Here is a 26151-nt window from a genome sequence, read left to right as displayed (position 1 = left end):
GAAATCTGGGGTTGTATGAACTGAAGGATGCCTGAAAACACTTCAGGCATCCCGCCGGCATCTTTACAGCCCTGCAGTGGCCTTGGCTTTTTCGCAGGCCATCAAAATGCGTTCGGGTGTGGCCGGGGCATCCATGTAAACCACGGCTTTGTGGTTGGCACTGGCGGCGACCGCATCGCGCAAAGCGAAGAAGGCCGACAGGCCCAACATCAATGGGGGCTCGCCCGTGGCCTTGCTGTTGAACGGCGTGGGCTTGAGGTTGATGTTGTCGAACAAGGACACCTTGAAATGCTCGGGGATGTCGCCCGCCACCGGGATTTTGTAGGTGCTGGGGCCGTGCGTGAGCAACTTGCCTTTTTTGTCCCAGATGCATTCTTCCATGGTGAGCCAGCCCATGCCTTGCACATACGCGCCTTCGATCTGGCCTTTGTCCAATGCCGGGTTGATGCTGCGGCCTACGTCGTGCACGATGTCCACGGCTTTGAGCCACCACTCGCCCGTGCGGGTGTCGATTTCCACTTCGCTCACGGCAGCGCCGTAGCAGTAGTAATAGAAAGCACGACCGCTCAGGGTGGTGAAGTCGTATTTGATTTCTGGCGTCATGTAAAAGCCGGTGACGCTCAGGCCCACGCGGTCGAGCCAAGCTTGCTTAGTCACATCGGCCCACTTGACGGACTTGCCACCGCCGTGCAGTTCGCTGTTGGAAAAACTCACCTCTTCAGGCTGGCAACCGAGCATGCGGGCCGCCACAGGTTTCAGGCGCTCGCGCATCTGCGCAGTGGCATTCATGATGGCCGCGCCGTTGATGTCGGCACCGCTGGACGCCGAGGTGGCCGATGCGTTAGGCACTTTTTGTGAGTCGGTCGCGGTGATGCGCACTTTGTCGACGCCGATGCCCAGTCCGTCAGCGCAAACCTGTGCCATCTTGGTGTTCAGGCCCTGGCCCATTTCGGTGCCGCCGTGGTTGCAGCTGACCGAGCCGTCCATGTAAATCACCAACAACGCCCCGCCCTGGTTCAGGTGGGTGGCGGTAAAGCTGATGCCGAACTTCAGGGGCACGAGAGCCAAACCCCGCTTGCGGCTTTTGCTTTGGGCATTGAAGGCCTGCACGGCAGCGCGGCGCTCGGCGTACTTTGATTCTTGTTCCACCTGATCGATCACTTTGTCACCCACCCAGTCTTCAATCAACTGCTTGTATTGGGTGGTCATGGTGTCGGGCGTGCCACTGATGGCCGGGTCTTTGTAAAGGTTGAGCTTGCGCACCTCCAATGGGTCTTTGCCCAAAGTCATCGCAATCTCGTCCATCACGGTCTCGATGCCGAACATGCCTTGTGGGCCGCCAAAGCCACGGAATGCGGTCGCGCTTTGCGTGTTGGTTTTGCAGCGGTGGCTGAGCAGCTTCAGGGCCGGGATGTGGTAGGTGTTGTCGATGTGCAAGCAAGCGCGGTCGTTCACCGGGCCGGAGTAATCGGTGCTGTAACCGCAACGCGACATGAGCGTGATGTCCGCACCCAGGACGCGGCCCTTGTCATCAAAGCCCACTTCGTAGTCGATGCGGAAATCATGGCGCTTGCCGGTGATCGTCATGTCGTCGTCGCGGTTCACGCGCAGCTTGACGGGCTTTTGCAGCTTGAACGCCGCCAAGGCAGCGCTCTGGCTGAAGATGCTGGCGTTGCCTTCTTTGCCGCCAAAGCCGCCACCCATGCGGCGGCAAATCACCTCCACATCGTTGGTGTGCAGGTTCAGGGCGTGTGCGGCTTCACGTTGGTTGCCATCGGGGTGCTGGGTCGACACGTAGAGCGTGAGCTGACCGTCTTCTTTTGGCACCGCATAGGTGATCTGGCCTTCCAGATAAAACTGCTCTTGTTGGCCGGTACGGGTCGTGCCCTTGATCTTATGCGGGGCGCTGGCAATGGCGGCTGCGGCATCGCCGCGGGTGATGCCCTTGGGCGGCATGATGAAACTGTTGGCTTCCATCGCCTCTTCCACCGTCAAGATGGGCTTGAGTTCTTTCACCAGCACCTTGGCTTTTTTCGCGGCTTCGCGGGCGTAGAGCATGTCACGTGCCACCACCACAGCCACGGCTTGGCCCACAAACTCGACCTTGCCTGCAGCCAAGAAAGGGTCGTCGTGCACGATGGGGCCGCAGTTGTTTTCGCCGGGAATGTCTTTGGCGGTGTAGACCGCCACCACTCCGTGCTCACGCAAGATGGCAGCGCGGTCAATGCCGTCGCCGATCAACTCACCATGCGCCACGGGCGACAAAATCAGCGCGGCATACAAGGTTCCGGCGTGCTCGGGGATGTCGTCGATGTAAGTGGCCGAGCCCGTGACGTGCAGGTGCGCCGACTCGTGCACGACGTCAGTGCCTTGTTGAACACCCGATGCAGGCAACAGGTTTTTGATGGGGGTAGGAGCGTTCATTCAAGCCACCTCTTTCGTTTGTTCTTCGATGAATTCAAGCACCAGATTGCGTGCGACCAAAGCGCGGTAGGCCCAGGTGGCGCGCAGGCCGTCGCGGGCCGTGAAGCTGGCGGCAATGGCAGCATCCAGGTCGGCCGCTTTCACATCAACAGGGAATTGGCCTTCCAGCAGTGCCTCCAGTTTGGGGGCGCGGCATGGCGACGGAGCCAAGCCGTTGTAGGCCAACTTCACGCCGCTGAGCTTGCCACCCTTGAGCGAGTAGCTGATGGCCGCACAGGTGGCCGAGATGTCTTGCTCAAAACGCTTGCTCACCTTGTGGGCGCGAAAGACCTGACCTGTCACCGGCTTGGCCAACTCAATGGCTTCGATGAACTCACCGGCTTCGAGCACGGTTTTCTTCATGCCGGTGTAAAAGTTTTCCAACAAGACCTTGCGGGTTTTTTCGCCCCGGCGCAGCACCAAAGTGGCCCCCAAGGCGATCAGGCAGGGCATGGTGTCGCCAATAGGCGAACCGTTGGCGATGTTGCCCGCCAAAGTGGCTGTCGACCGGATGGGGGGCGAGCCAAAGCGGCGCAGCACTTCCACAAAATCGGGGTAGGCCTTGGCCAGCAAGGCCTCGGTGGTGGTCAGCGACACGGCAGCACCAATGCGCCAGCTGATCGCGGTTTCTGTCACCTGGCGCAGCTCGGCCACATTGCCCAAATACATGATGTGGTCAGGGCGCACAAACTGCTTGTTCACCTGCAGACCGATTTCGGTGCTGCCGGCCAGCAGCGTGGTGCTGGGGTTCTTGACCAGGTAGTCAGCCACCTCGGCAAGGGTGGCGGGCGAGACGAATTCGTTGCCCTTCTTGGTGCGTACCACCGGTTGCACGATGATGTCGCCGTCCAGGCTGAGTGTGGGCACACTGGAGCGCTTGATTTGTTGGAGCAACGGCACATCGGCGCTGTCGTCCAGCTTGAGGGCTTCGGGCTTGGCACAGGCCTTGGTCGCCGATTCGATGATTGGCTTGTAGCCTGTGCAGCGGCAAAGGTTGCCGCTGAGCGAGTCGGTGATCTGCTGGCGATTGGGCATGGGCAGAACCTGAACCAGGTTCACCAGGCTCATCACGATGCCGGGGGTGCAAAAGCCGCACTGCGAGCCATGGCACTTGATCATTTCTTCCTGTACCGGGTGCAAGCTGCCATCGGCATTTTTCAGGCTCTCGACCGTCTTGACCGATTTGCCGTCCAGTGAAGGCAGCAACTGGATGCAAGAGTTAGTGGCTACATAGTCCACCCCGGTGCCCGCGGCGTTGAGCTCACCCACCATCACCACGCAAGCGCCGCAATCGCCCTCAGCGCAGCCCTCTTTGGTCCCGGTGCGGTGCAACTGCTCGCGCAGATAGTCCAGAACGGTGGTGGTGCGGCGCTCGCCCTGGGCTTCGACGATTTGGCCGTCGAGCACAAAGCGCACAGTGTTGGTGACTTGGGTCATGTTGGGAGGGGAAGTTTAATTAGACGGTAAGAAGCAGATTTTAAAGAACCTCGCCACACCTGAGAAAAATATTCTTGCGTTTAATTGGGGTCAGATCCCGATTAATCGGAAGGCGCGTCCCCATTGGGACATGAAGCAGGTACTTTGGCATCGACTCCGTTGCGGAAGACCCAGGGGGCAACGGCAGGCGCACCCCATAAACCCAGTGCAGCGGCCCGAGCCGAGGTCTGAGCAGCTGCATAGGCCTTGCGCAAACGGATTTCAATCTCGCACTGGTAGGCCTCGTAGTACCAGGCGGCACCTGAAGACACCTGTTTCAAGCTGACATTTGTGCAATCGGGCTTGAAGACCGTTCCCACCACCCTTTCATAAAGGTCTTTTTTGGCATACGTGACAGTCACACGCTGGTTCAGCACCAGCGTTGCCAAATGGTCCCTGGATTGGATTCCCCAGGCTTGCGACAGCTCGGGTGCGTCGATGCTGTCCAGCCGGATCGACTGCCCATTCACCGTGATCGTGTCGCCATCGTGCACCGAAGTGACCGGGCCTTCGATGCGACCAATGCCTGTGGTCACGCCGCAATAAGACAAGGCCGATGATGGAACGGGCATACCGCCATCCCCACCGCCGCCACAAGCCGACAAAAAAGCGACCAAAAGAGCCCATAAATGCATTCGCATGCATACATCGTAATCACTATGGGTGCCGCAGCGAAACTAAATTTTTGAAGCCATCGAGAACTTTCCCGCCTCTTTGCACGCGGGTCAGAACCCCATTTGCTTAAGAACCACGGTAGGTCGAGTAGCTCCACGGGCTGACCAACAGCGGGACGTGGTAGTGCTGGTCTTCATGGGCCACGCCAAAGTCGAGGCTGACCTGGTTCAAAAAGTTGGGCTCAGGCAAATCGACGGCTTTGGCCTTGAAATACCCGGCAACATCGAACACCAGCCGGTAAGTGCCCTTGCGCAGGCTGGCATGGTCATACAGCATGCCGTCCGGGTTGCGACCGTCGCTGTTGAGCGTGAAGCTTTTGACCAGGGTGGCTTGATCGCCCTGGGTGGTGAAGAGGGAAACCTGCATGCCGGCTGCGGGGCAGCCGTTCATGGTGTCCAGAACGTGTGTACTCAATCCCATGGTCTTGCTCGCTTGTCTTGAATGTTGGAGGGCAATGAAGGCGGTTTGAGAAGGCCATTTTGGCCCACATTAAACCAGTCGACCGAAGTGTATACAATTTTGCTTTTTGTGGCTATGATTTCTGCGACTGAAACAAAACACCCGGGGTAAAACCCCGAAAGGGACCACGCGACATGGAAACCTCCACCACGCACCACATCGTCGAATCGCTCACACGCGCCATTGTCGAGCACCGACTTTTGCCCGGCTCCAAGTTGGCCGAGCAAAAGCTGGCCGATCACTTTGGTGTTTCGCGCACTCTGGTGCGGCAAGCCTTGTTCCAATTGTCACAAAACCGCCTGATCCGGCTGGAACCCGCTCGAGGCGCCTTCGTGGCCGCGCCCTCGGTGGAGGAAGCCCAACAGGTTTTTGCCGTGCGGCGAATGCTGGAGGCAGAGATGACCCGTGCCTTTGCAAAACAGGTCACCCCCGAACAAATCACCGCACTGAAGGAGCACATCAAGCAAGAACGTGAAGCCGTGACACAAGGCGACATCACAGGCCGCACCGAGTTGCTGGGCGACTTCCATGTGCGCATGGCCGAACTCATGCACAACGATGTGCTGGCCCAGGTGCTGGGTGAATTGATCTCGCGCTGCGCCCTGATCACGCTGATGTACCAGTCGCGCAACGAGGCCGAACACTCCACCGACGAACATGTGACGATCGTGGCCGCGCTCGAAGCCAAAGACTCTGACCTGGCTGTGCGCCTGATGCACGAACACCTGCTTCATGTTGAAGCCAGCCTGACCTTCGACCGCAAAGTGCCCACCCAAGACATCGCCATGGCCTTGTCCTGATCCTCATCCAGCCAAAACCATGCGCACCTACGACACCACCCTGCCCTACCCCCGTGACCTGAAAGGTTACGGCCCCAACCCACCCCACGCCCAGTGGCCCGGCGGTGCCCGTGTGGCCGTGCAGTTCGTGTTGAACTACGAAGAAGGTGGCGAAAACTCGGTGCTGCATGGCGATGCGGGTTCGGAGCAGTTTTTGTCTGAGATGTTCAGCCCCCCCGCTTTTGCCGATCGGCACATCAGCATGGAAGGCATTTACGAATACGGCTCGCGGGCTGGCGTGTGGCGCATCCTGCGCGAATTTGAAAAACGCGGTCTGCCGCTCACCGTTTTTGGCGTGGCCACCGCGCTGCAAAAGCACGACGATGTGACCGCCGCCTTCAAAGAACTGGGCCACGACATCGCCTGCCATGGCCTGAAGTGGATCCACTACCAACACATTGACGAAGCCACCGAACGCGCCCACATGGCCGAAGCCATGGCCATTTTGCAAAAGCTCACCGGCGAGCGGCCCCTGGGCTGGTACACCGGTCGCGACAGCCCCAACACGCGCCGCCTGGTGGCCGACTTTGGCGGCTTTGAATACGACAGCGATTATTACGGCGACGACCTGCCTTTTTGGATGAAGGTCCAAAAGACCGACGGCACGGTGGCGCCTCAATTGATCGTGCCCTACACGCTCGACTGCAACGACATGCGCTTTGCACTGCCTCAGGGTTACTCGCACGCAGACCCCTTCTTTCAGTACATGAAAGACACTTTTGATGTGCTGTATGCCGAGGGTGACCCCAACGGTGACAACGCCCCCAAGATGATGAGCATCGGCATGCACTGCCGCCTGCTCGGTCGCCCGGGCCGCATCACCGCGCTGCAACGCTTTTTGGACCACATCCAGTCACACGACAAGGTCTGGGTGGCACGGCGCATCGACATTGCCCGGCACTGGAAGACGACGCACCCCTTCAAGGAATAAACATGCCATTGACATTGGAACAACTCAACAGCGCATCGCAAGCCGATGCCGCGCACATGCTGGATGGTCTTTACGAGCACTCCCCCTGGATCGCCGAAAAGGCGCTGGGTGAGCGCCCTTTCCAATCGCTGGCCCACCTCAAACACGCCATGTGTGAGGTGTTGGCACATGCCGGGCGCGACGCTCAGCTGGGCCTGATCCGCGCCCACCCCGAACTCGCGGGCAAGGCCATGGTCAGCAAGACGCTGACGGCCGAATCCACCAACGAGCAAACCAAGGCAGGCTTGACCGATTGCACACCCGAAGAATTTGCCAAGATCCAAAAGCTCAACGCCGACTACAACGCCAAGTTCGGCTGGCCCTTCATCTTGGCGGTGCGCGGTCCGCGCGGCCTGGGCTACAACAAACAGCAGATCATCGACGCGTTTGAGCGCCGCCTGAACGGTCACCCCGATTTCGAGCTGGCCGAATGTCTGCGCAACATCCACCGCATTGTCGAAATCCGGCTGAACGACAAATTCGACGTAGAACCCACACTGGGCCAGCAGGTCTGGGACTGGCAAGAAAAGCTGGCACAACACTCTGACCCCGGCTTTGCCGAGCTGGGGCAACTCACGGTGACCTATCTGACCGATGCACACCGTGCTTGCGCCCAACGCATCAGCCAAAACATGCACGACTGCGGTTTTGACGAGGTGCACATCGACGCTGTAGGCAACGTGGTCGGGCGTTACCACCCGGCCAAAACCGGTGCTCAATACCTTCTCACAGGCTCACACTACGACAGCGTGCGCAATGGCGGCAAATACGATGGGCGCCTGGGCATCTTTGTGCCCATGGCCTGTGTGCAGCAGTTGCACCAGCAGGGCAAACGCCTGCCTTTTGGCATCGAGGTGGTGGCCTTTTCCGAAGAAGAAGGCCAGCGCTACAAGGCCACCTTCCTGGGCTCTGGTGCCCTCATTGGCCAGTTCAACCCCGCCTGGCTGGACCAACAAGACGCCGACGGCATCACCATGCGCGCCGCGATGCAGCATGCGGGGCTGTGTGTGGATGACATCCCCAAAATCCAGCGCGACCCGGCACAGTATCTGGGCTTTGTCGAAGTGCACATCGAACAAGGCCCGGTGCTGAACGAAGTGAACATCCCGCTGGGCGTGGTGACGTCCATCAATGGCAGCGTGCGCTACCTGTGCGAGGTGATCGGCACCGCCAGCCACGCGGGCACCACCCCCATGGACCGCCGCCGCGATGCGGCTTGCGCCGTGGCCGAACTGGCGCTCTACATGGAGCAACGCGCCTCCAAGGATGGCGACAGTGTGGCGACGATTGGCCAACTGCAGGTGCCCAATGGCTCGATCAATGTGGTGCCTGGTCGCTGCTTGTTCAGCCTGGACATGCGCGCCCCCACCGATGCACAGCGCGATGCGCTGGTGGCCGATGTGATGGCCCAGCTGAACCGCATTACCGAGCGCCGCGGCGTGCGCGTGAAAGCCGAGCTGACCATGAGCGCCGCCGCTGCGCCCAGTGCCCCCGAATGGCAAGCGCGCTGGGAACGTGCCGTGACCGCCCTGGGCGTGCCGCTGTTCAAACTGCCCAGCGGTGCAGGCCACGACGCCATGAAATTGCACGAAGTCATGCCGCAGGCCATGCTGTTTGTGCGCGGTGAAAACGCAGGCATCAGCCACAACCCGCTCGAATCGACCACCAGCGACGACATGCAGCTTTGCGTCGACGCCTTCACCCATGTTTTGAACCAACTCTCTCAGGAACTGTCATGAGCGCTACCGAAGCCCAAGCCCAATACCAACAACTCGACGCCTGGATCGATGCGCACTTTGATGAACAGGTCAAGTTCTTGCAGGCCCTGGTGCAGGTGCCCACCGACACCCCACCCGGCAACAACGCCCCGCACGCCGAGCGAACCGCTGAGTTGCTCAAGCCCATGGGCTTTGAGGCCGAAAAGTACCCTGTGCCCGAATCAGAGGTGAAAGCCTACGGCCTGGAAACCATCACCAACCTGATCGTGCGCCGCAAGTACGGCGAAGGCAAAACCATTGCCCTGAACGCCCACGGCGACGTGGTGCCGCCCGGTGAAGGCTGGACACACCCGCCCTACGGCGGCGAGATCCACAACGGCGCCATGTACGGCCGCGCCACCGCCGTGAGCAAGTGCGACTTCTCCACCTTCACCTTTGCCACCCGAGCGCTGGAATCACTCAAGGCCCCGCTCAAGGGTGGCGTGGAACTGCACTTCACCTACGACGAAGAGTTTGGCGGCGAAATGGGCCCCGGCTGGCTGCTGGCCAAGGGCCTGACCAAGCCCGACCTCATGATCGCTGCCGGCTTCAGCTACCAGGTGGTCACTGCACACAACGGCTGCCTGCAAATGGAAGTGACCGTGAATGGAGAAATGGCCCACGCCGCCATTCCCGACAGCGGCACCGACGCGCTGCAAGGCGCTGTCCATATCCTCAACGCCCTGCACGCGCTGAACGCGCAATACCTGAAAGTCACCTCCAAAATCGAGGGCATCACCCACCCGTATCTGAACGTGGGCTTGATCGAAGGCGGCAACAACACCAACGTGATGCCCGGCAAAGTCAGCTTCAAACTCGACCGCCGCATGATCCCCGAAGAAAACCCGGCCGAGGTCGAGGCTTCCATACGCAAAACGATTGCATACGCCGTAGCAAGCTTTAACCCGCCCCGCGGCGGCAAACAACTGAAGGTGGATATCCGGCGCATGCTGCTGGCCAACGCCATGAAGCCCCTGCCCGGCAACCAGCCGCTGGTCGATGCGATCCAAAAGCACGGCGAGCAAGTCTTTGGCGAAGCCATTCCGGCCCTGGGCACCCCGCTCTACACCGATGTGCGCCTGTACGTGGAGCGCGGCATCCCGGGCGTGATCTATGGCGCAGGCCCCCGCAGCGTGCGCGAGTCCAACGCCAAACGCGCCGACGAGCATGTGCAACTGGAAGACCTGCGGCGCGCCACCAAAGTGGTGGCTCGCACGCTGCTGGATTTGTTAGCTTAAAGGCCAGCTCGGGCGTCAGCCCCTTTGAAGGTACACCTTCACAAAGCTGCTTTTCAGCTTGTCGGCCTGGTCTGACAAGCCATCGCGCTGTTTGGCTTGCGCCATCGCCATCAATGCATCCAGATGCTGGCGAATGGCCTGAATTTCGGCATCGTTGGCTTGTTCTTCAACTTGTTGGAGCTTCTCGCTGACAGCAGGGTAAAGCAGGACGATTTTTTGAACCGCCTGCGCTTGCGCAGCATCGAGCACCAACTCCATGCTGTCGTGAAAATCGACCAAAGCTACTGACAACATTGAAAACCCATTGCGCTTGAGCATCTCCTGGAACACGGGACGCACCTTTTCCAGATCCAAATGCGCTTGATGCAGATCTCCGCTGCGAACCCCTGGCTCAACGCTGGACAAAATGGCCTGCACTGAAACGAGATTCGCACTCAAATTGGTGTCTTTGCGCAATGCGTATGGGCGATATTTTTTGTACTTTGACTGGAAGGCTAACCATGCGGGCATCAAGTGGTCATATTCGGCATTGGCTTTTTCCCGCTCATCTTTGCCTGTCAAGAACAAGGTTTGCTTGTAAAAATGGTTCATCGCATTGAACTCTTCCAAAAAGAGTTTTCGACTGAAAAACATGCTGCCGTAGCTGCCACCCACACACAACGCCAGCAAAGCCGCCCACCCCAAAACTTTCCATGCTGTGCCCATCTCATATGCTGAAAGGCTTGCGGTGCTCACCCCGAATAAACGGTAAACCGGACAAACCTGAACCCAAGCTGTTCCACCCAGAATCACTGCACCCGCATAAGCGGCCCATTGCCCTGATCCGGCCAACCAGAAGTACGCCCATTGGGCCAACACGATGGCCAATGCCATTCGCGACCAACGGTCAATCAGATGAATATTTTTCATTACAAAGCTTTGTGTTGGGTACCTCGAAAGGTTTTCGACGGCTACCAGTTCAAGTATCGGCCCCCATGCCATTGCTGAATTTGATCTTGATCACTTTGGGTGCACCCATGGCGTGTTTGAGAGCACTGGGGTAATTACCGAGGTTGGTCTCGTATTTTTTGTATACAGTTTGGAACACAAAGAAGCACACATCTAGTTTCTTTGGCGTTTCCTCAACCGTTTATCACCTAGGAGAGTCCTCCATGAGTTCAACCATTCACCCCGTGGACGAGAAACTGCCCACGGGCAAGCTCGCCGCTTTGGGCCTGCAACATGTGCTGGTGATGTATGCCGGCGCTGTGGCCGTGCCCCTGATCGTCGGCCGCGCCCTCAAGCTGAGCCCGCAAGACGTGGCTTACCTGATTTCGGCCGACCTGTTTTGCTGCGGCCTGGTTACCTTGATCCAGTCGCTGGGCGCCACCCAGTGGTTCGGCATTCGCCTGCCCGTGATGATGGGCGTGACCTTTGCCTCCGTGGCGCCCATGGTGGCCATGGCCAACGCCAACCCGGGCGAATTGGGGGCGCAGCTGATCTTTGGCTCCATCATCGGGGCGGGCATCATCTCGATCCTGATCGCCCCGCTGGTCAGCCGCATGCTGCGCTTTTTCCCGCCCGTGGTCACCGGCACCATCATTGCCGTGATCGGCATCAGCCTGATGCGCATCGGCATCAACTGGATTTTTGGCAACCCGTTTGGCCCCACCGCGCACAACATCGTCACGCCTGAGCACAAGCAATGGCTCGATGCCGCGGCCGCAGCCGCTAACGCACCGGGCTCCATCTTGCCCGCCATGCCCAAAGACCTGGCGCTCTTGCCCAAAATGCCCAACCCCAAATACGCCGAACTGACAGGCGTCGGCATTGCCGCGCTGGTGCTGGTGTCGATCTTGGTGATTGCGCGCTTTGCCAAGGGCTTTGTGGCCAACATTTCCGTGCTTTTGGGCATCGTGATCGGTGGCGTGGTGGCCACGGCCATGGGCCTGATGAACTTCGACAAAGTGGGCAAAGCCGCCTGGTTTGATGTGGTCATGCCTTTCCACTTTGGCATGCCCATTTTCGAGCCAGTGCTGATTTTGACCATGACCCTGGTCATGATCGTGGTGATGATTGAATCCACCGGCATGTTTTTGGCACTGGGCGACATGACCGAAAAGAAAGTCGACCAAGCGGCCCTGACACGCGGTTTGCGCACCGATGGCCTGGGCACGCTGATTGGCGGCATTTTCAACACCTTCCCCTACACCAGCTTTTCGCAAAACGTGGGCTTGGTGGCCGTCACTGGCGTCAAGAGCCGATTTGTGTGCGTGGCGGGTGGCCTGATTCTGGTCGCGCTGGGCTTGTTGCCCAAGATGGCCGCCTTGATCGAATCGCTGCCCACCGTGGTGCTGGGTGGTGCGGGTCTGGTGATGTTTGGCATGGTGGCGACCACCGGCATTCGCATTCTGGGCAATGTGGACTTCAAGAACAACCGCTCCAACGCCATCGTCGTCGCGGTCTCGATTGGCATTGGCATGATCCCGCTGATCGCACCCAACTTCAAGCAGTGGATGCCACACGGCCTGCACCCGCTGATCGAGTCCGGCATTTTGCTGGCCTCCATCACTGCGGTGACTCTGAACCTGTTCTTCAACGGTGCCAACGGTGACAACCGCGACGCGATCGAAGCTGCCAAGCAGGCCGAAGCGCATTGAGTTTTGCCCCAACGACATCGGGGCGCAGGCCTTGACTGAAAAAGCCAAGCCAAGTGCTTGGCTTTTTGCTTTTTATGCACGTAATCCACAGCTTGAACCGGCAGACAAATGGGTTACGCTTTGTCAACTTTTATGTTTTTTCCTTGATTGAGACAACAGCCATGAGCGACAACATCTCCCCCGCAGAACAAGCCTTGCGCGACGCTGCCCGTGACTACCACCGCTTTCCCACACGCGGCAAGGTTTCGGTCAACCCGACCAAGCCCCTGTCCAACCAGCGCGATCTGTCGCTGGCCTACTCGCCAGGTGTGGCTTATCCCTGCTTGGACATCGCCGCCGATCCGTCCAAAGCACACGAATTCACCTCGCGCGGCAACCTGGTGGCCGTGATCACCAACGGCACGGCCGTGCTGGGTCTGGGCGACATTGGCCCCTTGGCGGCCAAGCCCGTCATGGAGGGCAAGGGCTGCCTGTTCAAGAAGTTTGCGGGCATCGATGTGTTTGACATCGAGCTGGCCGAGCGCGACCCGGACAAGCTGGTCGAGATCATTGCCGCCATGGAGCCGACTTTGGGCGGCATCAACCTCGAAGACATCAAGGCGCCCGAGTGCTTTTACATCGAAAAGAAGCTGCGCGAGCGCATGAACATCCCGGTCTTTCATGACGACCAGCATGGCACCGCCATCATCGCATCTGCGGCCATGCTCAACGGCCTGGAGCTGGTGGGCAAAGACATCGGCAGCATCAAGCTGGCCGTGTCGGGCGCCGGCGCTGCGGCCATTGCCTGCCTCGACGTGATGGTGGGTCTGGGCGTGAAGACCAGCAACATCTTTGTCTGCGACTCCAAGGGCGTGATCTACGAAGGCCGCCCCGGCGGTTACGACGAATCCAAAGCCCGCTACGCCCAAAAGACCGAGGCCCGCAGCCTGGCCGATGCGGTCAACGGCGCCGATGTGTTCCTGGGCTGCTCGGCCCCCGGCGTGATGACGGTGGACATGCTCAAAACCATGGCCCGCGACCCGGTCATCCTGGCCCTGGCCAACCCCGAACCCGAAATCCGGCCCGAACTGGCCAAGGCCGCCCGCCCGGACTGCATCATTGCCACAGGCCGCTCGGACTACCCGAACCAGGTCAACAACGTGCTTTGCTTCCCCTACATCTTTCGGGGCGCCCTGGACTGCGGTGCGACAAAGATCACCGAGGCCATGAAGCTGGCTTGCGTGCGCCAGATTGCCGATCTGGCCAAGGCCGACATCAGCGAAGAAGTGGCCAGCGCTTATGCGGGCAAAGAGTTGTCGTTTGGCCGGGACTACCTGATCCCCACGCCTTTTGACTCGCGCCTGATTTTGCGCATCGCGCCCGCTGTGGCCCAGGCCGCTGCCGATTCGGGTGTGGCCACGCGGCCCATCACCGACATGGACGCCTACCGCCAGCAGCTGCAAAGCTTTGTCACGCAGACCGGTCTGCTGATGCGCCCCATCTTCAATGCCGCCAAAGCCGTTCCCCAAAACGCCAAGCGCGTAGCCTATGCCGACGGCGAAGACGAGCGCGCGCTGCGTGCGGCCCAGATGGCCATCGATGAAAAACTGGCCCACCCGATCCTGATCGGCCGCCCCAACGTGATTGCCGCGCGCATCGAAAAAGCCGGTCTGCGCATGCGCCTGGGGGTGGATGTGGACAACGTCAACCCCGAGGAAGACGCCCGCTTTCGCCAGTACTGGGAGCACTACCACCAGCTCATGAAACGCGATGGCGCCACACCGGCTGTAGCCAAAGCGGCCGTGCGCCGCTCCAACACCATCATTGGTTCACTCATGGTCTCGCTGGGCGATGCCGACGCCATGATCTGCGGCCTGGCAGGCACTTACATGACGCACCTGGAACGCATCGACAGCATTTTGGGCAAGCGCACTGGCGTGGCCAATTACGCCGCTGTGAATGCCATCATGAGCAACCAGGGGCCGCTCTTCATCACCGACACCTACGTCAACGAAGAGCCCAGCGCCGAGCAGCTGGCCGAGATCGCTTACATGGCGGCGCAAGAAGTGAAGCGCTTTGGCATCGTGCCCAAAGTGGCCTTCCTCTCGCATTCGAGCTACGGCTCGTCCAAGCGCGCATCGGCCCGCAAGATGCGCCTGGCGCGTGACCTGTTTGTGGCGCAGCACCCCGACATCGAATGCGATGGAGAGCTGCATGGCGATGCGGCTTTGCAACCCGACATCCGCAGCGCTTACCTGGAAGACAGCTCGCTCACTGGCGCGGCCAACTTGCTGGTGTGCCCGAACCTGGACGCGGCCAACATTCTCTACAACGTCATGAAAACCACCACCAGTGGCGGTGTGACGGTGGGCCCCATCCTGATGGGTGCAGCCCGCACCGCGCACATCCTGACCCCTGCGGCCACGGTGCGCCGGGTGCTGAACATGACCGCCCTGGCGGTTGCGCAAGCCCACCATTAAAGTGTCTTGGCGCCGCCCTCTGTGGGGCGGCCGCCCCAAACACACCATTTTGGTGCATTCGACTGTCGATTGAGGCACTCGAAACGGGCGTTTCTAGGGGATGTACCTGACACCGGCGCTCCAAAGCATGCTGGATAATGGCACCGATTTTGCTTGACAAGATTGACCGTTTATCTGACCCTGGAGCCCACCATGAACAAGCGTTTTTTACTCAAGGCCACCGCCGTGTTGGCCGCTGTTGCCGCATTTGGCACAGCCCAAGCCCAAACCACCCCCATCAAATTTCAGATGGATTGGCGTTTTGAAGGCCCTGCTGCTTTCTTCCTTGTGCCGGGTGCAAAGGGCTACTTCAAGGACGCCAAGCTGGATGTGACGGTGGACTCCGGCAACGGCTCAGGTGGCGCAGTCACGCGTGTGGCTTCTGGCACCTACGACCTGGGCTTCGCCGATCTGGCTGCCCTGATGGAATTCCACGCCAACAACCCCGACGCACCCAACAAGCCTGTGGCCATCATGATGGTCTACAACAACACGCCGGCTTCGGTCATGGCGCTCAAGAAATCCGGCATCAAGACCCCCGCAGACCTGGCAGGCAAAAAGCTGGGCGCACCCGTGTTTGACGCCGGTCGCCGCGCCTTTCCGATTTTTCAGAAAGCCAACGACATCGGCAACGTGGCATGGACCGCAATGGACCCACCGCTGCGTGAAACCATGCTGGTGCGCGGCGATGTCGATGCCATCACCGGCTTCACCTTCACCTCGCTGCTCAACATCGAAGCCCGTGGCGTGAAAGCCGAAGACGTGGTGGTCATGCAATACCCTGACTTTGGCGTCAAGCTCTATGGCAACGCGATCATCGCCTCGCCCAAAATCCTGAAAGAAAACCCTGCTGCCGTGAAAGCGTTCCTGAGCGCCTTCACCAAGGGTGCCAAAGACGTGATCGCCAACCCAGCCAAAGCCATTGAATCGGTCAAGGCCCGTGACGGCATCATCAACACCGCACTCGAAACACGCCGACTGCAACTGGCCATCGACACCGTGATCAACAGCCCATCGGCCCGTGCCGAAGGCTTTGGCCAGATCAGCGGCCCCCGCATGACACTGATGGCCTCGCAAGTGTCCGATGCCTTCAACACCAAGACCCGCGTCAAGTCCGAAGACATCTGGAACGGCTCGTTCCTGCCTTCGGCCAAAGAGCTGGACATCCTGCCCAAGCCCAAGAAGTAAAGCCACCAGGTGACCAGCCCGCACTGAGCGTTGGTCATCCTGTCTAACCAAGGCCCTTGCGGGCCTGCCAACAGCCCACTCCAACGCAGCCTGCGCCAGTGGGCTTTTGCAAAGCGCAAGCTGTATACACTTTCGAACACCATTTCAAAGTTCACACCATGTCCCAAGACGCATTCGTTGATTTTCAGAATGTCTGGCTCGCCTACAACGAGGAGTTGCTGGCGGAAAACCACTTTGCAGTGGAAGACATCAACCTGCAGGTCAAGCAAGGCGAATTCATCGCCATCGTCGGGCCTTCGGGCTGCGGCAAGTCGACCTTCATGAAGTTGACCACCGGCCTGAAAATGCCCAGCAAAGGCCGCATCCTGGTCGATGGCCAACCCGTCACCGGCCCGCTCAAGATCAGCGGCATGGCGTTTCAGGCATCCTCGCTGTTGCCTTGGCGCACCACACTTGACAACGTCTTGTTGCCCCTCGAAATCGTCGAGCCCTACCGCTCCAATTTCAAGCAAAAAAAGGCCGAGTACGCTGAGCGCGCCCGCAAACTGCTGAGCACCGTGGGCCTGGCCGGGTATGAAGACAAGTTCCCCTGGCAACTGTCGGGCGGCATGCAGCAACGCGCCAGCATTTGCCGCGCCTTGATCCACGAACCCAAAATGCTGCTGCTCGACGAGCCCTTTGGCGCGCTCGATGCCTTCACGCGCGAAGAACTCTGGTGCATCTTGCGCGACCTCTGGACCGAGCAAAAGTTCAACGTCATCCTGGTCACGCACGACCTGCGCGAATCGGTGTTTCTGGCCGACACGGTGTATGTGATGAGCAAGAGCCCCGGCCGCTTTGTGGTGAAAAAAGAGATCGACCTGCCACGCCCGCGCGATCTGGAGATCACCTACACCCCCGAGTTCACCAACATCGTGCACGAGCTGCGCGGCCACATCGGTGCCATTCGCAAGACCGGTGCAGTCATCAACCCATAAACGGGAGACCCTCATGAACAAAAAATCCCTTGAAAGTTGGTCCCCCTGGATCTTGCTGGTGCTGAGCATCCTGATCTGGGAAGGCCTGTGCCGCGCCTTCAATGTCTCGGAATTCATCTTTCCCAGCCCTTGGCGAATCGCGCAGCAAACCATCGAATACCGCGATGTGATCGCCGGCCATGCCTGGCGCACCTACTGGGTCACCATGGTGGGCTTTGGCATCGCCATCGTGGTGGGGGTGTTGCTGGGTTTTGTGATCGGCAGCTCGCGCCTGGCCTATGCCGCCGTGTACCCGCTGATGACCGCCTTCAACGCGCTGCCCAAAGCCGCCTTCGTGCCGATTTTGGTGGTGTGGTTTGGCATCGGCATCGGCCCCGCCATCCTCACGGCTTTTCTCATCAGCTTTTTTCCGATCATGGTCAACATCGCCACCGGTCTGGCCACACTCGAGCCCGAGCTGGAAGACGTGCTGCGCGTACTGGGTGCCAAACGCTGGGATGTGCTGATCAAAGTCGGCCTGCCCCGCTCCATGCCTTACTTTTATGGCTCGCTCAAAGTGGCGATCACCCTGGCCTTTGTGGGCACCACGGTGTCCGAGATGACCGCCTCCAACGAAGGCATCGGCTACCTGCTGATCTCTGCTGGCTCGGCCATGCAAATGGGCCTGGCGTTTTCGGGCCTGGTGGTGGTTGGGGCCATGGCCATGATCATGTACGAGCTGTTCAGCGCCATTGAAAAGCACACCACCGGCTGGGCACACCGCAGCACGCAAGGCGAGTGAAGCGCAAACAACGCGGCAACGCATGACCTGGCACGCCAGCCTCAAGCTGGACTACACGCTCGAAGCCGAGCGCAGCGTGGCCCGCTATCTGCACCAGGGCCCGCTGCGCATTTTGCAAAGCCTCTACCCCGAAGGCGATGCGGTCTGCCACAACGTGGTGGTGCACCCGCCCAGCGGCCTGGTGGGCGGCGACACCCTGGACATTCAAGTCACCGTGGGCGCTGGTGCCCATGGCCTGGTGACCACGCCCGGCGCCACCCGCTTTTACCGATCAGATGCTGGCCTGGCCACGCAGCAAGTGCATGCGCGGGTTGAAGCAGGCGCCCGGCTGGAATGGTTGCCGTTGGAAGCGATTGCCTACAACCAGTGCGACGCCCTCAACCGCGCCGTGTTTGACCTGGCCCCCGGGGCCGAGATGATGAGCTGGGACATCACGGCTCTGGGGCTGCCCGCTGCCGATCTGCCGTTCGTGCAAGGCACGTTCCGCCAGCACATGGCGGTTTCAGGCGCGTGGCTGGAGCGCGGCACGGTCAACGCCACCGACACCCGCTTGATGGACAGCCCGCTGGGCTTGGCGGGTCAGCGCTGCATGGCCACGCTGGTCTTTGCAGCAGGCAGCGCCCTGTCGCCCGAGCGCAGCGAACGCGCCCTGGCCTGCGCCCGTGATTTGCTGGAAGCCTCGCCCCTGCGCTTGCAAGCCGGCGCCACATCACCACACCCGCAAGTGATCGTGGTGCGCGTGCTGTCACCAGTCACAGAGCCTGCGATGCAGCTGCTGCGCCAGGTATGGGCCGCTTGGCGCGAAGCCATGTGGGGATTGCCTGGCACCTTGCCCCGGCTCTGGAACCTCTGATGGGTTAATCAGGTGCCCAAACCGCACTGGCCCATCGCTGCGCACACGCTCAATGGGGCAGCGGCACCAGCAACTGAACCAGGGTGCCAGGTTGGCTGCTGGACAAAGAAAGATGGCTGTTGGACACGCTGAGCCTGCCACCCACGGCACGCGCGCGTGCCATCATGTTTTTTTGACCACGCCCCCGAACGGGCTGCCCGACGATGCCGACGATGCCGACGATGCCGACGATGCCGACGATGCCAACGATGCTGACCGTGCTGTCGATGCCGACGCCATCGTCTGCCACCGAAACTGTCAACAGCCCGCCCACTTGGTCATAGGTGAACTCAAGGTGAATGTTGGTGGCCTTGGCGTGCTTGAGGGCGTTGTTCAAGGCTTCTTGCACCAGTCGTAGAATTTGCAAAACAACCTCCGGAGAAACTTCTGGCGCATGCTCAACTTCCAGATTCCAGTGCAATTTGAGGGGAGTGCCCGCCAGCCTTTGCTGCGTTCTAAACCGGAAATCAACCAGCGCATTCGGCAGGTAATTGTCGCTGTTGCCCAGTGTGTCCACCAGCAGATAAAGGTCACCAATGCTCTCTTCCAGCAAGCGCCCCAAACTCTCTTGTGACATCTGATTTTGCTCGACCATCATTTTGGCAATGACCAACTGCGAGCCAAAACCATCGTGCATGTCTTGCAGCATGTGTTGACGCTCTTGCGTTCTTGAGCGGTCTATTTCTGTATTGAGCAAACGGTCGTGCAGCGCATTGAGTTCATCCGTGCGCTCTGCCACCCGCAACTCCAGCTCAGCACTCTGGTTTTGCGACCGAATCAAGGCGAAAGCCAACAACACCAACAACATGCCGCCAAACATGAACAACACGCCGCTGTAAGAATAAGGAATGAAATACATGCCGACAAAAGAAGAGTCGCCCGTGAACCTTAACCAGTCAAAGCTGCTGGCCACCGTGATCAAGCTCATCATGATGCTGGCAAAGATGTGCTTGACCTGGCGCGTCTTCCAGGTCCAGTAAAACAAAAGCGCAGGCATGCAAATGATGGTCAGCAACAGCGGGATGTAAAGCACCGTCACCCACAAGCGGTTGTTGCCTGACAAACCAATCAGGGCCACGGACAACACGGTGTAAGCCAGCACACCCCACTGAATCCGAGGGGTGAGCTTGTCAAAAAAGGAGGCGAACATCAAGATCAACAAGTGCCCCGATGCAAACCGGCTGGCAAACACAATCCAGCTGAACCACTCCGAATCGATGGGCGGCCGGCTCATGAAAACGCCGCTGTTCGCGAAAGCATTGGCCATGCTGGTCAGGCCAAACCACAGGTGCACAGAACCCTTTCGCAATGCCACCGCCACCACCAAAGCCATCACGCCCAGCAAGCCCGATAACCAGGTCAGCCCAGTGACCAGGTCCACTTGCAGCCAGTAACGCCACTGGTAAAACCTGCTTTCCAGCGCATGGATAACTCCCACCGTGACGGAGGACAAGCCGTTGTTCTGGCGACCGTTGGCGAATATCTCAAACCGGATCTCGTTTTGCCCAAGCTTCCAGAAAGTGGTGGGTGTCGTGAACAAGTAGGGTCGGTGCAGACAACGTACTTCTTTCAGTTGCCCACGTTCACAGGCCCCAAACAGTTGGCCGTTCACATAAACGTTGCCAGACAACGACATTTTGGGCACATAAATACCCAGCGGTTTTTCGGGCAGTGTGGCCAGATCCAGCAGCAGCGTGTAGCTGACCAAGCTGCCCTCTGGCTAAAAGTCTAGCAACCAAAAATCACGGAAACTTTGTCCTGGCCGAGCAACTGTTTGGTTTTTTCGGCAAACAAAGGCCAGTTGGATGCGGGGTCAACAATCACGGGCTCGAGCTTTTTGCCCAGCACGCCACCTTTGGCATTGATCTCGTCGATGGCCATGAGCACGGTGTCTTTCAACACGGTTTCAGAAATGGCCATGGTGCCCGACAAACTGTGCAGCACACCCACCTTGATGGTGTTGCCCTCTTGCGCTTGGGCCTGAATTGCAAAAGTCAGACTGCCAGCAGAGATGGCTGCAGCAGACGCGAGGGCTTTGAGGTTGCCACGACGGTTCATCATGAGGTCACTCCATTCAGGAATTAAGTTGTTCAACAAAAAGGCGATGCGCTTGCAACGCTGCAACCCTTCCTGCAATCAACGTGCCAACCCAAGGGGGAACCCTGATTCACCCCAAAATGGCGTGCGACTTCCTTGGAAATTCGACCCTCCCCTATTAAGGGCACGCTCTTTGCTTAATTCAATGCATTGCATGCACCAACTCTTTCAGAACGCACCAAAATGGAACTCACTCCCCGCGAAAAAGACAAGCTGCTGATCTTCACGGCAGGCCTTTTGGCCGAGCGGCGCAAAGCACGCGGCCTCAAGCTCAACTACCCCGAGGCCATTGCCCTGATCAGCGCTGCCATCATGGAAGGCGCACGGGATGGCAAGACCGTGGCCCAACTCATGAGCGAAGGCCGCACTGTGTTGACACGCGCCGATGTGATGGACGGCATCTCTGAAATGATCCCCGACATTCAGGTGGAAGCGACTTTCCCCGACGGCACCAAGTTGGTGACCGTGCACCAACCCATTGTTTGAATGGCCAAGGAGTTCCCCGTGAAAAACCATCGCAAAACGGCCTTCAGCGCCTTGATGTTGTCCAGCCTGCATGCACCGCTCTGGGCGCATGACGGGCACGGCCTGCTGGGCAGCCACTGGCACGCCACAGATGTCAGCGGCTTCGTGGTGGTCATCGTGCTGGCCATCGCAGCCTGGGCCATTGGCCGCCGCAAATAAGGATGGTCATGACACCCGGAGAGTTTTTAATTGACCCTGGCACCCACGCACTGAATGTGGGCCGCCGCACGTGCACCTTGGTGGTTCAAAACACCAGCGACCGCCCCATTCAGGTGGGCTCGCACTACCACTTTGCAGAAACCAACGCGGGCTTGCGCTTTGACCGCAGCAAAGCCCAAGGCATGCGCCTGAACATCACCTCGGGCACCGCGGTCAGGTTTGAACCTGGCCAGCAACGCACGGTCGAGCTGGTGGACTACGCAGGCGATCGTGTGGTGTTCGGCTTTCGGGGGCTGACCAACGGCCCACTGGCAGACAACGCGCAGAAAGAGTCCTGACATGGCCCACATCGATAAACGCGCTTATGCCGAAATGTTCGGCCCCACCGTGGGCGACCGCGTTCGCTTGGCCGACACCTGTCTGGTGATCGAGGTCGAAAAAGACTGCACACTGCAAGCCGGCAGTTACGGTGAAGAAGTCAAGTTCGGCGGAGGCAAGACGATCCGCGACGGCATGTCGCAGTCGCAGCGCACGAACGCGCAAGGCGCGATGGACTGCGTGCTGACCAATGCGCTCATCATCGACCACTGGGGCATTGTCAAGGCCGACATCGGCCTCAAGGGCAACCGCATCGCAGCCATTGGCAAAGCGGGCAACCCCGACACACAACCTGGCGTTGACATCGTCATCGGGCCTGGCACCGAGATCATCAGCTGCGAAGGCCTGATCGTCACTGCAGGCGGCATCGACAGCCACATCCACTTCATCGCACCCCAGCAAATCGACGAAGCACTGGCCAGCGGCGTGACCACCATGCTCGGCGGCGGCACGGGGCCTGCCACCGGCACCTTTGCTACCACCTGCACGCCGGGCCCTTTCAACATCGAACGCATGATGCAAGCGGCCGACGCCTTTTCGATGAACCTGGGTTTTCTGGGCAAGGGCAACGCCACATTGCCTGCGGCGTTGCACGAACAAATCAACGCCGGCGCGATTGGCCTGAAGCTGCACGAAGACTGGGGCACCACGCCCGCAGCCATCGACAACTGCCTGACGGTGGCAGAAGAGACCGACACGCAGGTGGCCATTCACACCGACACGCTCAACGAATCGGGCTTTGTGGAAGACACGGTGGCGGCCTTCAAGGGCCGCACCATTCACACCTTTCACACCGAAGGCGCAGGTGGTGGTCATGCGCCCGATATTTTGAAAGTCGTGGGAGAGGCGAATGTGCTGCCCTCTTCGACCAACCCCACACGCCCCTACACCATCAACACGCTCGACGAGCATGTGGACATGCTGATGGTCTGCCATCACCTGGACCCATCGATTGCCGAAGACCTGGCCTTTGCCGAAAGCCGCATTTGCAAGGAAACCATTGCAGCCGAAGACATCCTGCAAGACCTTGGTGCCATCAGCATGATGAGCAGCGACAGCCAAGCCATGGGGCGGGTGGGCGAAGTCATCATCCGCACCTGGCAGACGGCGCACAAGATGAAGCAGCAACGCGGCAGTTTGCCGGGCGACACCGATCGCCACGACAACGCCCGCGTCAAGCGCTACATCGCCAAGTACACGATCAACCCAGCGGTTGCGCACGGCATGAGCCACGAGGTGGGCAGCATCGAAGTGGGCAAATGGGCCGATCTGGTGATCTGGAAACCCGCCTTCTTTGGCGTGAAACCAGCCATCATCATGAAAGGCGGCTTCATTGCGCTGGCAGCCATGGGTGACCCGAACGCCTCGATCCCCACACCACAGCCTGTGCACTATCGCCCCATGTTTGGCAGCTTTGGCGGTGCGCTCACGCGCAACTCGCTGACGTTTGTGTCGCAAGCCGGTTTACAGGCGGGCATTGGCGCACGCTATGGGCTGGCCAAGACCTTGTCGGCTGTCAAAAACATTCGCAAAGTGGGCAAACGCGACATGGTTCACAATGATTACGCACCCCGCATGGAAGTCGATGCACAAACCTACGCGGTGCGCGCCGACGGCCAATTGCTGGTGTGCGAACCCGCCACCAGTTTGCCCATGACCCAACGTTACTTTTTGTTTTGATGATCACCTGCTCCAAACGCATGCCCCAGGGCCAAGGACTGGCCAAAGTTCTTGTACAACGCGCCGCCACGGTCACGCTGGATTGGGACACCCGTCAAAAAAGCCGCTTTGACGCTGTCGACAGCTCGGGCCGCAGCATCGGCGTGTTCTTGCCGCGCGGCACAGTGGTGCGTGGTGGCGATGTGCTGGTGGCCGAAGACGGCTCGCTGATCCGGGTCGAGGCTGCGCCGCAAGATGTGCTGCGCATCACCGCCTGCGAACAGCACGGCTCACCGTTCGACCTGACCCGCGCGGCCTACCACCTGGGCAACCGCCATGTGCCCATTGAGCTGCAAGCCGATCACCTGAAGATCGAACCCGACCATGTGCTGGCCGACATGTTGCGAGCGATGCACATGACCGTCGTGCCCGTGTCAGAGGCTTTCGAACCTGAAAACGGCGCCTATGGCGAGCACGGCGGATCCTCACATGGGCATGGGCATAGCCACGCTCAAGACAGCGACCACAGCCACACACACGGCTCCCATGCCCCTGCGCCACAGGCAGCGCCGAAACGCGTGGCCATCCCGATCCGCGCGGCCCATGCCGAGCCGCATGTGCACGGCCCCGATTGCAAGCATGAGCACTGAGACCGCGCCCTCGGGTCTGCTGCAACTGATCTGGCTTGCATCGCCTGCACTGCCCATCGGGGGGTTTTCTTATTCCGAGGGCCTTGAAGCCGCGATAGAACACGGCCTGGTGCACGACGAAGCCAGCGCCACACACTGGGTGATAGACCAACTGCACCTGACGCAGTCGCGCGGTGACATGGCCGTCTTGGCCCAGGCCATCCCGGCATGGCAAAGCGGCGATACGCTGCGACTCAAAGCCCTGAACGACTGGGTCATGGCCACCCGCGAAACAGCCGAGATGCGCTTGCAAACCGAACAGATGGGCCGCTCTTTGCTCGACTGGTTGCGCAACCTGCAACAAGCCTCTGAGGCCCAACTGGTCTGCTGCGCGCAACTGCCGACCACCTACCCTTTGGCCATGGCACTGGCTTTGTCTTTGGCACCAGCGCCCATCGACCAAGCCCTGCAAGCCCATGCCTTTGGCTGGGCAGAAAACATGACACAGGCCGCCCTCAAGGCCGTGCCCTTGGGCCAAAGCGCAGGACAACGCATGCTGGCCCGACTGGCGCGCGAAATTCCTGTGGCTGTGCAAACAGCCCTGCTTTTGAGCGATGAAGACCGCCAAGCCTTCAGCCCCATGCTGGCCATCTTGTCGGCCAGACACGAAACACAATACTCCCGAATTTTCAGATCATGAACACTGCCCTGCACCACATTGCCAACCGCACCAAAAAGCTGCCCCCACTGCGTGTGGGCATTGGCGGGCCGGTTGGCTCCGGCAAAACCACCTTGCTCGAAATGCTGTGCAAAGACATGCGCGAGCGCTGGGACCTGATCGCCATCACAAATGACATTTACACCAAGGAAGACCAGCGCCTGCTCACCGAGAGCGGCGCCCTTCCCGCCAACCGCATCATGGGCGTGGAAACAGGGGGCTGCCCGCACACGGCCATACGCGAAGACGCATCCATCAACCTCGAAGCCATTGACCGCATGCTGGAGAAATTTCCCGATGCCGATGTGGTCTTCATCGAAAGCGGCGGCGACAACTTGGCCGCCACCTTCAGCCCGGAGTTGAGCGACCTGACGATCTACGTGATCGATGTGGCCGCAGGCGAAAAAATTCCCCGCAAAGGCGGCCCCGGCATCACCAAGAGCGATTTGTTCGTCATCAACAAGACCGACCTGGCACCCCACGTGGGCGCATCGTTGGAGGTGATGCGGGCAGACACCGACCGCATGCGCCCCAACCGCGAAACACGCCCCTGGGTCATGACCAACCTCAAAACGCTGGATGGCCTGAGCGAAGTGGTGGCCTTTATCGAAAAAAGGGCATGCTGGCCCAAGCTTGAGCCGCTTTTGGTCTGCACGCCAGGCAAAACGCGGCTTTAAATCGTTACAATCTGGCCGCAAGGAAGCGTGGCAGAGTGGTCGATTGCACCGGTCTTGAAAACCGGCGACTCGTAAGGGTCCGTGAGTTCGAATCTCACCGCTTCCGCCAGACCTCAAAAACCCTAAAATAATGAGTCAAATCAATGACTTACGATTTTAGGGTTTTTTGCTTTTCACACCTGTATTTCATACCTCCGTAACTGGGGATATTCCGAGAATTACTTTATTCAGGTGCCATCGTTTTTCCTTGCCTTTCATTTCTCGGCTTGGAATGCATCCAGCCTACTGAACTCTTGGCAAAAGTGATGTAAAAAAAACCATTTCCCCTAGCAGGCTGCTGAAATACCCCATTCGCGAGCGCAATTTCGCCCCGCATGGTTTTGATTTTTTTGATTTTCCTTTCGCATTCTGATATTCCCTTCGTTTTTTGTTCGCCTTGGCCCACTTGTAAGCCCAT

25 protein-coding genes, 1 tRNA gene and 1 pseudogene are annotated in these 26151 nt (G+C 59.4%); 18 read left to right on the top strand and 9 right to left on the bottom strand.

Annotation, left to right across the window (positions count from 1 at the left end):
* Positions 1-63: 63 nt before the first annotated feature.
* From xdhB to uraH, 4 genes are all read right to left on the bottom strand, one after another.
* The gene (gene xdhB / locus B9Z45_RS01125; protein WP_108405401.1) at positions 64-2424 is read right to left on the bottom strand and encodes a xanthine dehydrogenase molybdopterin binding subunit; all 2361 of its coding nucleotides are present in this window, start codon (positions 2422-2424) and stop codon (positions 64-66) included.
* Positions 2425-3900, bottom strand: coding sequence for a xanthine dehydrogenase small subunit (gene xdhA, locus B9Z45_RS01120; protein ID WP_108405400.1), 1476 nt, complete (start codon positions 3898-3900; stop codon positions 2425-2427). It abuts the gene before it with no gap.
* A 101-nt stretch (positions 3901-4001) separates the two neighbouring features.
* The gene (locus B9Z45_RS01115) at positions 4002-4574 is read right to left on the bottom strand and encodes a thermonuclease family protein (protein ID WP_158270353.1); all 573 of its coding nucleotides are present in this window, start codon (positions 4572-4574) and stop codon (positions 4002-4004) included.
* Positions 4575-4680: 106 nt separating this feature from the next.
* Entirely contained in the window at positions 4681-5034 is a 354-nt protein-coding gene (uraH, locus tag B9Z45_RS01110) for a hydroxyisourate hydrolase (protein WP_108405398.1), read from the bottom strand.
* 173 nt (positions 5035-5207) lie between these two features.
* Between uraH and B9Z45_RS01105 the strand changes: the two genes are divergently transcribed.
* Genes B9Z45_RS01105 through B9Z45_RS01090 form a run of 4 tightly spaced genes read left to right on the top strand, consistent with a single transcriptional unit; the run spans position 5208 to position 9877 of the window.
* Complete coding sequence (locus tag B9Z45_RS01105) at positions 5208-5873, top strand: GntR family transcriptional regulator (RefSeq protein WP_108405397.1); 666 nt, start codon at positions 5208-5210, stop codon at positions 5871-5873.
* A gap of 19 nt (positions 5874-5892) precedes the next feature.
* Positions 5893-6843 carry an allantoinase PuuE gene (puuE, locus tag B9Z45_RS01100; RefSeq protein WP_108405396.1) on the top strand — a complete coding sequence of 317 codons (951 nt, stop codon included), beginning with the start codon at positions 5893-5895 and terminating at the stop codon, positions 6841-6843.
* 2 nt (positions 6844-6845) lie between these two features.
* Positions 6846-8621: a 2-oxo-4-hydroxy-4-carboxy-5-ureidoimidazoline decarboxylase gene (gene uraD / locus B9Z45_RS01095; RefSeq protein WP_108405395.1), complete on the top strand. Its 1776-nt coding sequence runs from the start codon at positions 6846-6848 to the stop codon at positions 8619-8621.
* Positions 8618-9877 (top strand): ArgE/DapE family deacylase, encoded by a 1260-nt coding sequence (locus tag B9Z45_RS01090; protein ID WP_108405394.1) that lies wholly within the window; start codon positions 8618-8620, stop codon positions 9875-9877. Before uraD ends, B9Z45_RS01090 begins: the two co-directional genes overlap by 4 nt.
* A gap of 15 nt (positions 9878-9892) precedes the next feature.
* On the opposite strand, the gene B9Z45_RS01085 is transcribed toward B9Z45_RS01090, so the two are convergent.
* Positions 9893-10786, bottom strand: a complete 894-nt coding sequence (locus B9Z45_RS01085; RefSeq protein ID WP_158270352.1) for a DUF2892 domain-containing protein — start codon at positions 10784-10786, stop codon at positions 9893-9895.
* A 49-nt stretch (positions 10787-10835) separates the two neighbouring features.
* Positions 10836-10964 carry a hypothetical protein gene (locus tag B9Z45_RS17515; RefSeq protein ID WP_255561974.1) on the bottom strand — a complete coding sequence of 43 codons (129 nt, stop codon included), beginning with the start codon at positions 10962-10964 and terminating at the stop codon, positions 10836-10838.
* Between the two features lie 64 nt (positions 10965-11028).
* Between B9Z45_RS17515 and B9Z45_RS01080 the strand changes: the two genes are divergently transcribed.
* From B9Z45_RS01080 to B9Z45_RS01055, 6 genes are all read left to right on the top strand, one after another.
* A complete protein-coding gene (locus B9Z45_RS01080) occupies positions 11029-12516 on the top strand; it encodes a nucleobase:cation symporter-2 family protein (protein ID WP_108405392.1) in 1488 nt (495 codons plus the stop codon).
* A gap of 161 nt (positions 12517-12677) precedes the next feature.
* Positions 12678-14975 carry an NADP-dependent malic enzyme gene (locus tag B9Z45_RS01075; protein WP_108405510.1) on the top strand — a complete coding sequence of 766 codons (2298 nt, stop codon included), beginning with the start codon at positions 12678-12680 and terminating at the stop codon, positions 14973-14975.
* Positions 14976-15167: 192 nt separating this feature from the next.
* Positions 15168-16202 carry an ABC transporter substrate-binding protein gene (locus B9Z45_RS01070; RefSeq protein ID WP_108405509.1) on the top strand — a complete coding sequence of 345 codons (1035 nt, stop codon included), beginning with the start codon at positions 15168-15170 and terminating at the stop codon, positions 16200-16202.
* A gap of 158 nt (positions 16203-16360) precedes the next feature.
* Positions 16361-17179 carry an ABC transporter ATP-binding protein gene (locus tag B9Z45_RS01065; RefSeq protein ID WP_108405391.1) on the top strand — a complete coding sequence of 273 codons (819 nt, stop codon included), beginning with the start codon at positions 16361-16363 and terminating at the stop codon, positions 17177-17179.
* Positions 17180-17192: 13 nt separating this feature from the next.
* The gene (locus B9Z45_RS01060; protein WP_108405390.1) at positions 17193-17960 is read left to right on the top strand and encodes an ABC transporter permease; all 768 of its coding nucleotides are present in this window, start codon (positions 17193-17195) and stop codon (positions 17958-17960) included.
* 22 nt (positions 17961-17982) lie between these two features.
* Positions 17983-18813: an urease accessory protein UreD gene (locus B9Z45_RS01055; RefSeq protein WP_108405389.1), complete on the top strand. Its 831-nt coding sequence runs from the start codon at positions 17983-17985 to the stop codon at positions 18811-18813.
* 49 nt (positions 18814-18862) lie between these two features.
* On the opposite strand, the gene B9Z45_RS01050 is transcribed toward B9Z45_RS01055, so the two are convergent.
* Entirely contained in the window at positions 18863-20560 is a 1698-nt protein-coding gene (locus B9Z45_RS01050) for an ATP-binding protein (protein WP_108405388.1), read from the bottom strand.
* 23 nt (positions 20561-20583) lie between these two features.
* A pseudogene (locus B9Z45_RS01045) lies at positions 20584-20910 on the bottom strand (transporter substrate-binding protein); the annotation flags it as partial.
* 222 nt (positions 20911-21132) lie between these two features.
* Between B9Z45_RS01045 and ureA the strand changes: the two are divergent.
* From ureA to B9Z45_RS01005, 8 genes are all read left to right on the top strand, one after another.
* Positions 21133-21435, top strand: a complete 303-nt coding sequence (ureA, locus tag B9Z45_RS01040) for an urease subunit gamma (RefSeq protein ID WP_108405387.1) — start codon at positions 21133-21135, stop codon at positions 21433-21435.
* Between the two features lie 18 nt (positions 21436-21453).
* Positions 21454-21633 carry a hypothetical protein gene (locus B9Z45_RS01035; RefSeq protein WP_146180854.1) on the top strand — a complete coding sequence of 60 codons (180 nt, stop codon included), beginning with the start codon at positions 21454-21456 and terminating at the stop codon, positions 21631-21633.
* An 8-nt stretch (positions 21634-21641) separates the two neighbouring features.
* Positions 21642-21971, top strand: coding sequence for an urease subunit beta (locus B9Z45_RS01030; RefSeq protein WP_108405508.1), 330 nt, complete (start codon positions 21642-21644; stop codon positions 21969-21971).
* 1 nt (position 21972) lies between these two features.
* The gene (ureC, locus tag B9Z45_RS01025; protein WP_108405385.1) at positions 21973-23691 is read left to right on the top strand and encodes an urease subunit alpha; all 1719 of its coding nucleotides are present in this window, start codon (positions 21973-21975) and stop codon (positions 23689-23691) included.
* Positions 23691-24320, top strand: coding sequence for an urease accessory protein UreE (gene ureE, locus B9Z45_RS01020; RefSeq protein WP_108405384.1), 630 nt, complete (start codon positions 23691-23693; stop codon positions 24318-24320). The genes ureC and ureE overlap by 1 nt, the downstream gene beginning before the upstream one ends.
* On the top strand, positions 24310-24999 hold the full coding sequence (locus B9Z45_RS01015; protein WP_108405383.1) for an urease accessory protein UreF: 690 nt from the start codon (positions 24310-24312) through the stop codon (positions 24997-24999). Before ureE ends, B9Z45_RS01015 begins: the two co-directional genes overlap by 11 nt.
* Positions 24996-25694 (top strand): urease accessory protein UreG, encoded by a 699-nt coding sequence (gene ureG / locus B9Z45_RS01010; RefSeq protein WP_108405382.1) that lies wholly within the window; start codon positions 24996-24998, stop codon positions 25692-25694. Before B9Z45_RS01015 ends, ureG begins: the two co-directional genes overlap by 4 nt.
* Positions 25695-25715: 21 nt before the next feature.
* Positions 25716-25803: transfer RNA gene (locus B9Z45_RS01005), tRNA-Ser, on the top strand.
* 114 nt (positions 25804-25917) lie between these two features.
* On the opposite strand, the gene B9Z45_RS16990 is transcribed toward B9Z45_RS01005, so the two are convergent.
* Positions 25918-26151 (bottom strand): hypothetical protein (locus tag B9Z45_RS16990; RefSeq protein ID WP_108405381.1); only part of this gene is annotated, 234 nt, incomplete at its 5' end.

Origin of the sequence: Limnohabitans sp. 2KL-17, from assembly GCF_003063415.1 — a bacterium.
GTDB lineage: Bacteria > Pseudomonadota > Gammaproteobacteria > Burkholderiales > Burkholderiaceae_C > Limnohabitans_A.
The sequence above is the reverse complement of the archived record's forward strand: the minus strand, read 5'-3'. Positions and strand labels throughout refer to the sequence as shown.